This is a genomic window from Cupriavidus taiwanensis (assembly GCF_900250075.1).
Taxonomy (GTDB): Bacteria; Pseudomonadota; Gammaproteobacteria; order Burkholderiales; family Burkholderiaceae; genus Cupriavidus; species Cupriavidus taiwanensis_C.
In genome coordinates this window covers 1,398,839-1,411,655 of sequence record NZ_LT977071.1, presented here as the reverse complement: position 1 = coordinate 1,411,655, position 12,817 = coordinate 1,398,839, and the positions used below count along the sequence as shown (strand labels likewise).

The following is a 12,817-nucleotide window of genomic DNA, read 5'->3' as shown; positions in this document are numbered from 1 at the left end:
CGCAGGCAACTGTTGCGCGCCTCAGGCCGCGCGCGGCCCGCTCGCGCCCGCTTCCACCTGCCAGGGCGCGCCGCTGGCGCGGTGCAGCAGCCGCACCGGCACCGGCCCGACATGCCAGACGCGCTCGCAGTATTCGCGGATGGCCCGGTCCGACGAAAAGCGCCCCGAGCGCGCGCACGACAGCACCGACATGCGCTGCCAGCGGGCCTGGTCGGCATACGCGGCCGACACCTGCTGCTGGCAATCGATATAGGCGGCGAAATCCGCCATCAGCAGGTAGGGGTCGTGCCCTTGCTGCGGCTCGAACAACGGGCGGAACAGGCCGGGCTCGCCGCGCGAGAAGAAGCCCTGCTGCACCAGGTCGATCACCGCGCGCAGCTGCGGGTTGCTGTGGTAATACGCCGCCGGGTCGTAGCCGCTGTCGCGCAGCGCATAGACCTCGGGCGCGGTCAGGCCGAACGGGAAGAAGTTGTCATGGCCCACCGCTTCGCGCAGTTCGATATTGGCGCCGTCCATGGTGCCGATGTTCAGCGCGCCGTTCATCGCGAACTTCATGTTGCCGGTGCCCGAGGCTTCCTTGCCGGCCAGCGAGATCTGCTCGGCCAGGTCCGCCGCCGGGTAGATGCGCTGGCCGTAGGTGACGTTGAAGTTGGGCAGGAACACCACCTTGAGCCGGTCGCGCACCTGCGGGTCGCGGTTGACCACGTCGGCCACCGAGGTGATGAAGCGGATCATCAGCTTGGCATAGGCGTAGCCGGGCGCGGCCTTGCCGCCGAACAGGAAGGTGCGCGGCTGGACCTGCGCGCCCGGGTCGGACTTGATGCGGTGGTACAGCGCAATCACATGCAGCACCGCCAGGTGCTGGCGCTTGTATTCGTGGATGCGCTTGACCATCACGTCGAACATTGACGACGGGTCGATCACCACGCCGGTGGTGTCGCGCACCAGTTGCGCCAGGTCGGTCTTGTTGGCCAGCCGCGCGGACTGCCACGAGTCGCGGAAGCCGGCGTCGTCGGCATAGGGCTCCAGCGCGCGCAGCTGCTCGAGGTCCGAGATCCAGCCATCGCCGATCGCGTCCGATACCAGCCGCGTCAGGCGCGGGTTGGACAGCGCCAGCCAGCGCCGCGGCGTCACGCCGTTGGTGATGCTGGTGAACTTCTCGGGCCACATCTCGTAGAAGTCCTTGAGCACATCCTCGCGCATCAGGCGCGAGTGCAGCTCGGCCACGCCATTGACGGCATGGCTGCCGACGCACGCCAGGTTGGCCATGCGCACATGCCGCTGGCCATGCTCGTCGATCAGCGACAGCCGCGCCAGCCGCGATTCGTCGCCGTAGAAGCGGATCCGCACCTCGTCCAGGAAGCGCGCGTTGATCTCCAGGATGATCTCGAGGTGGCGCGGCAGCACCCGCCCGAACAGCGGCAGCGGCCACTGCTCCAGCGCCTCGGGCAGCAGCGTGTGGTTGGTGTAGGCGAAGGCGTTCTGGGTGATGTGCCAGGCCTCGTTCCAGGGCAGGTCGTGCTCGTCGACCAGCAGCCGCATCAGTTCGGCAATGCCCACGGCGGGGTGGGTGTCATTGAGCTGCACCGCGAACTTCTCGTGGAAGCGCGTCACCGGGATGCCGTCGACCGCGAGCAGCCGCAGCATGTCCTGCAGCGAGCAGGCAACGAAGAAATACTGCTGCTCGAGCCGCAGTTCCTTGCCCTGCGTGGTTTCGTCGTTGGGGTAGAGCACCTTGGTCAGGTTCTCGGAGGTCACCTTCTTGCTGACGGCGCCAAGGTAGTCGCCGCGGTTGAAGGTGTGGAAGTCGAACGCCTCGGTTGCGTCCGCGCGCCACAGTCGCAGCGTGTTCACGGTGTTGACGCGGTAGCCCAGGATCGGCGAATCGAACGGCACGCCGACCACGGTCTTGGCCGGCACCCAGCGCACACGGTAGTGGCCGCGGTCGTCGGTGTAGTGCTCGGTGTGCCCGCCCAGGCGCACCTGCACCGCCCATTCCGAGCGCTGGATTTCCCACGGGTTGCCGTTGCGCAGCCAGGTATCGGTCTTTTCGACCTGCATGCCGTCCATGATGGTCTGCTGGAAGATGCCGTACTCGTAGCGGATGCCGTAGCCCAGCGCGGGAATCTCCATCGTCGCCAGCGAATCCATGAAGCACGCCGCCAGCCGGCCCAGGCCGCCGTTGCCCAGCCCCGGCTCGACTTCCTGGTCGAGGATGCGGGCAAGGTCGAGGCCGGCCTCCTCCATGGCCTCGCAGACCTCTTCGAAGATGCCCAGGTTGATCAGGTTGTTGCCCAGGTGCGGGCCCATCAGGAATTCGGCGGACAGGTAGGCCACCGTGCGCGAGGGCTGGCCCAGGTAGGCTTCGGCGGTGCTGATCCAGCGCTGCACCAGGCGGTCGCGCACGGTATGCGCGGCGGCCTGGTAAAGGTCGTTCTCGCTGGCGTGGCCGGGCAGCTTGCCCTGGGTATGGAACAGGTGGTCGAGAAAGGCCTGGCGCAGGCTGGCGCCGGACAGTGCGGTGCGGGTGTCATCGGCATGCTCGGGCCGGATGGCTTCGTTCATGGCGGGGCTCCTGCGCGTGGGGGTGGGTCAAGCTTAGCGGATCGAAAGGCGATTGCACGATCGATGCGGAGGGCGGTTTCGGACACAGCACACTGGTGGGTGCGGTGGGGCGTGTAGCCCTCATGGCTGCTCCGGCGGATGGCGTGCGCCGGGGCGGATGCCTCGCCATGCGTCGGCGCGCGCGCGCAGCGCCGGGGTGCCGAACCACGCACGCACCTCGGTATCGAGCCGGCGCTGCCAGTTGGGATGGCCGCTGGTGGTGCCGGGCAGGTTGGGCTGCTCGGCCAGGCCGAGCAGGTCTTCCACCGGCAGCAGCCGCATCGCGGTGCGCGCCGTGCCCAGCCAGGCCAGCACCGCGTCCAGCGGGGCGTGGTCGGGCGCGGGCACGGCGCCGCTGCATAGCCCGGCATTGCACAAGGCCTGCCAGAGCGCTCCACGCTCGCGCGCGCGGCCAGCCTGGGCCTGCGCCAGGGTTTCGCCGGGCGCCAGCAGCTGCAGCCGGTCGCGCCACGCCAGGTCCTGGCCGGCCCACCAGCCGGCGACGGTGGGCAGGTCGTGCGTGGTGGTGGTGGCGACGGCATCGGCGGGCCAGTCTTGCGGTGGCAGGAAGGCCGCTGGCTGCGCTTCCTGGCCGGCCGGGTCGCCGGCTTCTTCGGTGGCCTCGTCCTGAGCCTGGTCCTGCGCAATGTCCTGCGCCTGCGCCTCGCGCTGGAACCACAGCACGTCGATGCCCAGCACGCCGCGCGCCGACAGCGCCGCATTCAGCTCGGGCGGCACCGTGCCGAGGTTCTCGCCGATGATGATGGCGCGATGGCGCCACGACTCCAGCGCCACCAGCCGCAGCAAGTCCTGCAGCGGATAGCGCAGGTAGGCGCCGTCGCTGGCAGGCGCGCCGGCCGGCACCAGCCACATGCGCGCCAGGCCCAGCACGTGGTCGATGCGCAGTCCGCCGGCGTGCGACAGGTTGGCGCGCAGCATCTCCAGGAACGCCGCGTAGCCGTGCCGGCGCAGCCCGCGCGGCGAGAACACCGCCACGCCCCAGTCCTGCCCGAGCGGGTTGTACAGGTCCGGCGGCGCGCCGGCATGGAAGTTGGCCAGGGTTTCCGGCTGTCGCGTCCAGGCCTGGCTGCCGCCGGGGTCGGCGCCGACGGCAAGGTCGCGGATGATGCCGATGGCCATGCCGGCGTCCCGCGCCGCGCGCTGCGCCCGCGCCAGGCCATCGTCGGCCAGCCATTGCAGGAAGGCGTGGAAGCCCACCTCGTCTGCGTTAGCCTGCGCGAAGGCGGCCACCGCTGCAGCGGCCGGGGAGCGCAGCGTGACCGGCCAGCAGCGCCAGTCCGGCGCGGCCTGCTGGTGGTTGCCGTTGGCGCTGTCGCCGAGCCGGCAGGCCTGGATTGCCTCATAGCAGGCATGTGCATGCAGCGCGGTGCCGCCGCGCGCGCGGAAGGCGGCATAGCTGTCCAGCGCCGCCCGCGGCAGCAGGGTCTCGCGCCGCTGCCAAAGCCAGCGCAGGATGGCGTAGCGCAGCGGCGCCAGCGCGATCCAGTCGATCTCGCCGCGGGCGTCGAGCGCCTGCAGCGTGTCGCCCGCGCCCAGTCCGGCGATGGCGGCGTCCACCGCGGCCTGGCCGAACACCGTGGCCGGGTCGGCATAGAGCGGGTTCAGGAACAGCCGGCTGGACGGCGCATACGGGCTGTAGCGCTCGGGCAGCGCGGCGAAGGGCGCATGCAGCGGGTTGATGGCGATGGCGTCCGCGCCGGCGCGCGCGGCGCTGGCGCAGCCTTCGGCCAGCGCGGTCAGGTCTCCCATGCCGCACGGCGCGCCGCGGCGCAGGCTGTAGAGCTGCACCGCCAGGCCCCATGGTGGCGTGCGCGCGCCTTCGCCGTTGCTCTCCTTGGCCCGGCCGGCATGCCGCAGCGCGTCGGCGACGCCGTAGCAGCGCCGCGGCGCCACCGCCAGCGTGGCATGGGCATCGCCGAGGTCCAGCCGGTGGTAGCCGCAGACGTCGATGGCGGGCAATTGCATCAGCGTGGCGTCGGCACCCGCGCCGCGCACCGCGGTGCCGGCGATGATCGCGCCGTCTTCCAGCGTCACCCGGTAGGCCCGCTGCGGCACGGTATGCGGCCACGGCACCGCGACCGGCTGGCCGCGCTCCGCAGTCAGCAGCGGCGGCAGCGCATGCGCCGCGTCGTCGGCGGCCAGCCACGCATGCGAGGCGGCGCACTGGCCGGGGCTGCCGCACGGCAGGCCCAGTCCTTCCAGCACGCGCCGCAAGGCCGCGTCGCCGACCTCGCGCGGCTGGTCCCAGGCATCGGTCCAGTGCGGCTGCAGTCCGGCGCGCAGCGCCAGCGCCTGCAGCGGCGAGGGCGCGCCAGCGCGGCTCATGCGTGGTCCTCCGGTGGCGTGGGGGCCTGCGCGGCCAGCAGCACCAGCGAGTGGGCGGCGACCGCCTGGGACGCGTTCACCTGCGCGCCAGCCAGCTCGGCGTCGCTAGCGTCGGGCCGGCTGCTGTCGAACAGCACGGCCCACGGCAGCACGGGCTCGGGCAGCTGGAAGGTGGCATCGCTGTCGCCGGCGTTGAGCAGCAGCAGGGTTACCTGCACCGCGCGCGCATCGCCTGGCGCGGCCTGCGCCAGCGAAGCCAGCATCGGGCGTTCCGGCTGCGGCGGGGCGGCGGCGCGCCGCAGCGCCAGCGTGCGGATCTCCGGATCGGCCCATTCCTCGGGCGTCGGCGGCTTGCCGTCGGTGTCGAACCAGGCGATGTCGGCAATGCCCGGCGCCGGTTCCTCGCGCCCGTGGGCAAAGCGGTCGCCGCTCAGCGCATGGAGCCTGCGCCGCAGCGCCAGCAGCCGGCGCACCATCTGCTGCATCGGCTGCGCGCCGGGTGCCTGGGCCTGCTTCCAGTCCAGCCACGACAGCTCGTTGTCCTGGCAGTAGGCGTTGTTGTTGCCGCCCTGGCTGCGGCCCCATTCGTCGCCGGCGGTCAGCATCGGCGTGCCTTGCGCCAGCAGCAGCGTGGCCATCAGCGCCTGCGCCACGCGGCTGCGGCGCTGCAGGATGTCGGGGTCGTCGGTGGGCCCTTCGACGCTGCCGTCCGGGCTCCAGTTGGCGCTGGCGTTGTCGTCGGTGCCGTCGCGGTTGTCTTCGCCGTTGGCCTCGTTGTGCTTGGCGCTGTAGCTGACCAGGTCGGCCAGGGTGAAGCCATCGTGCGCGGTGATGAAGTTGATGCTGGCCCACGGGCGCCGGCGGCGGCGGTCGAACAGGTCGGCCGAGGCCGCCAGCCGCGCCGCCATCTCGCCGCGGTGCCCGGCGTCGCCGCGCCAGAAGCGGCGGCTGACGTCGCGGAACTTGTCGTTCCACTCGGCAAAGCCGGGCGGATGGTTGCCCAGCTGATAGCCGCCCGGGCCCAGGTCCCAGGGCTCGGAGATCAGCTTGACCCGGCTCAGCACCGGATCCTGCATCAGCGCGTCGAAGAAGCCGGAGCCCGCGTCGAAGCCGTTGCCTTCGCGCCCGAGCGTGCTGCCCAGGTCGAAGCGAAAGCCGTCGACGTGATAGCAATGCACCCAGTAGCGCAGCGAATCCAGCACCATCTGCAGCACGCGCGGGTGCGACAGGTTGAGCGTGTTGCCGCAGCCGGTGTCGTTGATGTAGTGGCGCTCGTCACCGGGCATCAGCCGGTAGTAGCTGGCGTTGTCGAGTCCGCGCCAGGACACCGTCGGCCCCAGCTCGTTGCCTTCGCAGGTGTGGTTGTAGACCACGTCCAGGATCACTTCGATGCCGGCGGCATGCAGGCGCCGCATCGCCACCTTGCATTCCTGCAGTTGCCCGGTGCCGAGGTAGGCCGGCTCGGGGGCGAAGTACGACAGCGTGTTGTAGCCCCAGTAGTTGCGCAGGCCGCGCTCCAGCAGGAAGCGGTCCTGCAGGATGGCATGCACCGGCAGCAGTTCGATGGTGGTCACGCCCAGCTGCACCAGGTGGTCGACAAAGCGCGGATCGCACAGCGCGGCGAAGGTGCCGCGCAGGTTGGGCAGCAGGTCGTCGCGCAGCATCGACAGGCCGCGCAGGTGGGCCTCGTAGATCACGGTGGCTGGCCAGGGCACCGCCGGCGGCCGGTCGTCGCCCCAGTGGAAGCTCTCGTCCACCACCACCGCCTTGGGCATGGTCGGCGCGCTGTCGCGGCGGTCCGGCGTGAGGTCGCCGCGCGCGCTCTGCAGCCGGTAGCCGAACAGCGCGTCGGACCAGCGCACCGGGCCGCTCAGCTGGCGCGCATACGGGTCCAGCAGCAGCTTGTGCGGGTTGAAGCGGTGCCCGTGGGCGGGATCGTAAGGGCCGTGCGCGCGATAGCCGTACAGCGTGCCCAGCGCCGCGTTGGGCAGGTAGCCATGCCAGATCTCGTCGGTGCATTCCGGCAACGGCAGCCGGGCCAGTTCCTTGCGGCCGTTGTCGGAGAACAGGCACAGGTCGATGCGCCAGGCGTGCGCCGAGAACACCGCGAAATTGACTCCCAGCCCGTCCCAGTGGGCCCCCAGCGGAAACGGCTTGCCGGGCAGCAGCCGGTCGGCGAACTGGCGCGTCATGTCGCGGCGCCTTCGCTGCCGTCACCCTGGTCGAAGCGCAGCACCAGCGTGGCCAGCGGCGGCAGCGTCAGCGCCAGCGAAGCCGGCTGCCCGTGCGAAGGCACGTCGATGGCCATCACGGCGCCGCCGTTGCCGACGTTGCTGCCGCCATAGATCGCGGCATCGGTATTCAGGCATTCCCGCCACGTGCCGGCACAGGGCACGCCGACACGGTAGCCCTGGCGCGGCACCGGCGTCATGTTGACCACCGCCAGCACCACTTCGCGACTGTCCGCTCCCGCGCGGCGCAGCCATGCGAACACGCTGTTGTGGTTGTCGTCGCCGACCACCCACTGGAAGCCTTCGGGACTGTGGTCAAGCGCGTGCAGCGCGGGCAGTTCGCGATAGAGCCGGTTCAGGTCGCGCACCAGCGTGTGCATGCCGCGGTGCAGGGGCTGGTCCAGCAGCGGCCAGTCGAGTTCGGCGTCGTGGTTCCATTCCTGCCACTGCGCCAGCTCGCCGCCCATGAACAGCAGCTTCTTGCCGGGATGCGCCCACATGAAGCCGTAATAGGCGCGCAGGCCGGCAAAGCGCTGCCACTCGTCGCCCGGCACCTTGCCGATCATCGAGCCTTTGCCGTGCACCACCTCATCGTGCGACAGCGGCAGCACGAAGGCTTCGGACCAGGCATAGACCAGGCCGAAGGTCATGTTCTGGTGGTGCCAGGCGCGGTGGATCGGCTCATGAGCCAGGTAGTGCAGGGTGTCGTGCATCCAGCCCATATTCCATTTGAAGTCGAAGCCGAGTCCGCCGCTGGCCACGCTGGCGGTCACGCCGGGCCACGCGGTGGACTCTTCGGCGATGGTCAGCGCGCCCGGGCAGCGTTCATGGACCACCGCGTTGAGTTCGCGCAGGAAGTCCACCGCCTCAAGGTTCTCGCGGCCGCCGAAACGGTTCGGCACCCACTGGCCGGGCTCGCGGCTGTAGTCCCGGTAAAGCATGGAGGCCACCGCGTCGACGCGCAGGCCGTCGGCGTGGAAGTGCTCGAGCCAGTGCAGCGCGCCGGCCAGCAGGAAGCCGCGCACTTCGTTGCGGCCCAGGTTGTAGATCAGCGTGTTCCAGTCCTGGTGGAAGCCTTCGCGCGGGTCCTGGTGCTCGTACAGCGCGGTGCCGTCGAACTGCGCCAGCCCGTGCGGATCGGTGGGGAAGTGCGCCGGCACCCAGTCCAGGATCACGCCGATGCCGGCCTGGTGGCAGCGGTCGATAAAGGCGGCAAAGGCCTGCGGCGGTCCCAGCCGCGCGGTGGGCGCGTACAGCGACAGCGGCTGGTAGCCCCACGAGCCGCCGAACGGGTGCTCGGTGATGGGCAGCAGCTCGATATGGGTGAAGCCCAGCTCCTGCACGTAGGGCACCAGCCGGTCGGCGAGGATGTTCCAGCCGTGCTGCGCGTCGTTGGCCGCGCGCAGCCACGACAGCACGTGGACCTCGTAGACCGACATCGGCGTGCGGTACGGGTCGCGTTCCCGGCGGCGCGCCATCCAGTCGTCATCGTGCCAGGTGAACGGCGGCGCGCCCTGGCCGGGACCGGTCACGACCGACGCGGTGGCGGGCGGCGGCTCGGCGGCCAGCGCCAGCGGGTCGGCCTTGTCGGGCAGCTCGGTGCCATGCGGGTCGAGCAGGTCGTACTTGTAGCGGCTGCCTGGCTGCGCCCCCAGCGCGGCGGGGACGAACAGCTCCCAGATGCCGCTGGGATGGCGCAGCCGCATCGGATGCCGCGCCGGGTGCCAGCCGTTGAAGTCGGCGATCACCGAGACCCGCCGCGCATTGGGCGCCCACACCGCGAAGCGCACGCCGTCGATGCCGTCGACGCGCTGGCATTGCGCGCCCAGGCAGGCGCCCAGCTCGAAGTGCCGGCCCTCGGCGATCAGGTGCAGGTCCAGTTCGCCCAGCAGCAGGCCGAAGGCGTAGGGGTCGGCGCTGCACTGCTCAGTGCCGTCGGACCATTGCACGCGCAGGCGGTAAGCCGCGGCGCCGTTGCCGCTGCCGGTGCCGCCCGGCAGCCGGGCGGCGAACACGCCGCCGCCATGCAGCCGCTCCATTTCCGCCAGCGGCGCGCCGCCGGCATCGGCCAGCTGCACGGACGCCGCCCCGGGCAGGCAGGCGCGCACCAGGGTGCCGTCGCCATCCGGATGCGGTCCCAGCACGCCGAACGGATCGGGATGGCGGCCGCCCAGCAGGGCATCGAGTTCATGGCCGGGCAGCTGCCCCGCCTGCTTGCCGGCGCTCGTGGTGGCGCCAGTGCCGCCGGTGCTGGCGGGGGGGCTCATGGCTGGTCTCCCTGCGGCGCCAGCTTGCGCAGCATGCGCGCCAGCCCGCTGGCCGGCAGGTCGATCCATGCGACCCGGTTGGCGGCTTCGTATTCGACTTCATACGCCGCGCGTTCCAGCAGGAACAGGTCGAGCAGGGGCTGCAGCTGGTCGGGCGCCACCCATGGCACGGGCGCGCCTTCCATGTGCTGGCGGTAGCAGTTCAGGAAGGCCTCGTTGGCGGTGGTGCGAAAGCGCTCCAGCAGCACCGCGCGCCGTTCCGCCAGCTGCGGCGGCAGTTCGCTGTGGGTGCGTTCGCTGCGGTCGGTACCGACCGTGGCCGCGGCATAGTCGAGCGAGCGCAGCAGTCCCGCCACGTCGCGCAGCGGCGAGGTCTTGCGCCGGCGCCAGTCCAGCGGCAGGCCCGGCTCGCCTTCGAAGTCCACCAGGTAGGTGTCGTTCTGCGCGATCAGCACCTGCCCCAGGTGGAAGTCGCCGTGGATGCGGGTCTGCAGGCTGCCGGGCGCCGCGGTGGCGAGCTGCTCGACCAGGCCGGGCAGCGCATCGCGCGCCGCCATCAGGGTTTGCACATCGGCCTCGAAGGCCGGGCTTGCGGCCTCGGCGGCGGGCCGCGCCTGAAGGCGGGTCAGGGCGCGCTGCAACGCCTCCATCGCCTGTCCGGCCCAGGCGCGCGCATCATCGTCGGTGGCGGGCAGCGGCGCGAAGGCGTCGTCGTCGGTGGGTCGCGCCAGCACCGCGTGCAGTTCGGCCAGCCGGCGCCCCAGCGTGCCGGCCAGCGCGGCGTAGCCGTTCATGGCCTCGGCGAACTCGTCCTCGCTGTCCTGCGACGGCAGTGCATCGTCGATGGCGCGGCCCAGGTAATCGAGGGTCCAGTCCCAGCCGTTGCCCTGGTTCAGGATATAGCCCTGCAGCAGCATCATCGTGTGCGGCACGCCGTCCGGCCCGGTGCGCACCACCTCGCCGAGCAGCGCCGCGGCATGCGCATAGCCCTGCGCGGTCAGGTAGCGCGTCATCTCTGCTTCCGGGTGGATGCCGCCCGAGAGCCGGCGCACCAGCTTGAGCACGGCGGTGTTGTTGTACGACAGCGAGCTGTTGGACTGCTCGGCCGACATGTACTCGATCGGGTCGCGCTCCAGTTCCAGCGCGGCCAGCCCGGGCTCGGCGCGGAACTGGATCAGGTCGTGCCCGGCGTGCACCTGCAGGCCGTTGCGCAGGGCGCGCACCACCTCCCGCGCGAACGGCTCGACCACGAAGCCGTCGGTGGCCAGCCCGACGCGGCTGCCCTGGCGCACGCGCGCCATCGACAGCCCGTGGGCCAGCTGCGAGACCCCGTCGGCGCTTTCGCGGTCCCACAGGATGCCCACCGGCAACTGGTAGCGCTCGGTGCGCCCGGGCAGGCTCACCTCGACCTCGCCCAGGTAGATATCCTCGCCGCCGCTGCCGCGCGCAAACGGCAGCAGGTAGGCCAGCGCGACGCGCTCGATGCGCTCATGCTTGGCGCCGAACCAGCGGCGCCGGCCGATGTAGTGCGGCAGCACCTCGTTCGCCATCAGCCGGCGCGAGGCCTCGGTCAGCTCGGGCCGGCCCGTGTTCTGCATCACAAGGGTGATCTGGTCTGGCATTTGTTCGGGCGCCTCCACGTGCCACGACGGCGGCTGCGCCTCGTCGCTGAGCACGAACCAGTAAAAGCCATAGGGCGGCAGCGTCAGCAGGTAGGTCAGCGTGCCGATCGCCGGGAACGGCGTCGCGCCCATCATCTCCACCGGCACGCGGCCGTTGAACGCGGACAGGTCGAGCTCCACCGCCTGCGGCGCGCGCGACAGGTTGGCCACGCACAGGATGTGCTCGCCCTCGAACTCGCGCAGGTACGCCAGGATCTTGCGGTTGCCGGGAAACAGGAAGCGCAGCGTGCCGCGGCCGAAGGCGCGGTGCTTGCGCCGCAGCGCCAGCATGCGCCGCATCCAGTTCAGCAGCGAATGCGGATCGCGCGCCTGGGCTTCGACATTGACCGCCTCGTAGCCGTACAGCGGACCCTGTAGCGGCGGCAGCACCAGGCGCTCGGGATCGGCATGCGAGAAGCCGCCGTTGCGGTCGGGCGACCACTGCATCGGCGTGCGCACGCCGTCGCGGTCGCCCAGGTGGATGTTGTCGCCCATGCCGATCTCGTCGCCGTAGTAGATCACCGGCGTGCCCGGCATCGAGAACAGCAGGCTGTTCATCAGCTCGATGCGGCGGCGGTCGCGTTCCATCAGCGGCGCCAGCCGGCGCCGGATGCCCAGGTTGATGCGCGCGCGCCGGTCGGTGGCGTAGACCTCCCACAGGTAGTCGCGCTCGCTGCTGGTCACCATCTCCAGCGTCAGCTCGTCATGGTTGCGCAGGAAGATCGCCCACTGGCAGTTGGGCGGCACCTCCGGCGTCTGGCGCATGATGTCCGTGATCGGGAAGCGGTCCTCGCGCGCGATGGCCATGTACATGCGCGGCATCAGCGGGAAGTGGAACGCCATGTGGCATTCGTCGCCCTCCGGGTCGGGTCCGGTCAGGCCGAAGTACTGCTGCGCGTCCTCCGGCCACATGTTGGCTTCGGCCAGCAGCATGCGGCCGGGGAAGTGCTGGTCCAGGTGCGAGCGGATGCTGCGGATGACGGCGTGGGTCTCGGGCAGGTTCTCGTTGCTGGTGCCTTCGCGCTCGACCAGGTAGGGCACCGCGTCCAGGCGCAGGCCGTCGACCCCCATGTCGAGCCAGAAGCGCATCACCGACAGCACTTCGTTGAGCACCTGCGGATTGTCGAAGTTCAGGTCCGGCTGGTGCGAGTAGAAGCGGTGCCAGAAATACGCGCCCGCCACCGGATCCCAGCTCCAGTTGGATTTTTCGGTATCGCAGAAGATGATGCGCGTGCCGGCGTAGGCCTGGTCATGGTCCGACCACACGTAGTAGCGGCGCGCCGCCGAGCCGGGCTTGGCCTTGCGCGCACGCTGGAACCACGGATGCTGGTCCGAGGTATGGTTGATCACCAGCTCGGTGATCACGCGCAGGCCGCGCGCGTGCGCCGCGGCGATAAAGCGCCGCGCATCGGCCAGCGTGCCGTAGTCGGGGTGGACGTTGCGGTAGTCGGCGATATCGTAGCCGTCGTCGCGGCGCGGCGACGGATAGAACGGCAGCAGCCATACCGTGTCGACGCCCAGGTTGACCAGGTAGTCCAGCTTGCCGAGCAGCCCGGCGAAGTCGCCCACGCCATCGCCATTGGCGTCGAAGAAGGACTTGATGTGCAGCTGGTAGATGACGGCATCCTTGTACCAGAGGGGGTCGGCGTTGAGCAGGGCGGCGCTGGCGGTTTCGGTAAGGCGTTTCATCCGTGTCTCCACGTATGCC

General features: G+C 70.6%; 5 protein-coding genes. All 5 read right to left on the bottom strand.

Going from position 1 to position 12,817, the window contains the following annotated elements:
* Nucleotides 1-21: 21 nt before the first annotated feature.
* Nucleotides 22-2,565, bottom strand: coding sequence for a glycogen/starch/alpha-glucan phosphorylase (locus tag CBM2588_RS22705; protein ID WP_115682597.1), 2,544 nt, complete (start codon nucleotides 2,563-2,565; stop codon nucleotides 22-24).
* A gap of 120 nt (nucleotides 2,566-2,685) precedes the next feature.
* On the bottom strand, nucleotides 2,686-4,950 hold the full coding sequence (gene malQ, locus CBM2588_RS22700; RefSeq protein ID WP_115682596.1) for a 4-alpha-glucanotransferase: 2,265 nt from the start codon (nucleotides 4,948-4,950) through the stop codon (nucleotides 2,686-2,688).
* Complete coding sequence (gene glgX, locus CBM2588_RS22695) at nucleotides 4,947-7,142, bottom strand: glycogen debranching protein GlgX (protein ID WP_115682595.1); 2,196 nt, start codon at nucleotides 7,140-7,142, stop codon at nucleotides 4,947-4,949. Before glgX ends, malQ begins: the two co-directional genes overlap by 4 nt.
* Nucleotides 7,139-9,448 carry a 1,4-alpha-glucan branching protein GlgB gene (glgB, locus tag CBM2588_RS22690; RefSeq protein ID WP_115682594.1) on the bottom strand — a complete coding sequence of 770 codons (2,310 nt, stop codon included), beginning with the start codon at nucleotides 9,446-9,448 and terminating at the stop codon, nucleotides 7,139-7,141. The genes glgX and glgB overlap by 4 nt, the downstream gene beginning before the upstream one ends.
* A complete protein-coding gene (gene treS / locus CBM2588_RS22685; protein ID WP_115682593.1) occupies nucleotides 9,445-12,798 on the bottom strand; it encodes a maltose alpha-D-glucosyltransferase in 3,354 nt (1,117 codons plus the stop codon). The genes glgB and treS overlap by 4 nt, the downstream gene beginning before the upstream one ends.
* Between the last annotated feature and the right edge of the window lie 19 nt (nucleotides 12,799-12,817).

Bases quoted from the DNA above. Each gene is read 5' to 3' on its own strand.
- CBM2588_RS22705 (WP_115682597.1), bottom strand. From the start codon at position 2,565: ATGAACGAAGCCATCCGGCCCGAGCATGCCGATGACACCCGCACCGCA.
- treS (WP_115682593.1), bottom strand. From the start codon at position 12,798: ATGAAACGCCTTACCGAAACCGCCAGCGCCGCCCTGCTCAACGCCGAC.
- glgX (WP_115682595.1), bottom strand. From the start codon at position 7,142: ATGACGCGCCAGTTCGCCGACCGGCTGCTGCCCGGCAAGCCGTTTCCG.
- malQ (WP_115682596.1), bottom strand. From the start codon at position 4,950: ATGAGCCGCGCTGGCGCGCCCTCGCCGCTGCAGGCGCTGGCGCTGCGC.
- glgB (WP_115682594.1), bottom strand. From the start codon at position 9,448: ATGAGCCCCCCCGCCAGCACCGGCGGCACTGGCGCCACCACGAGCGCC.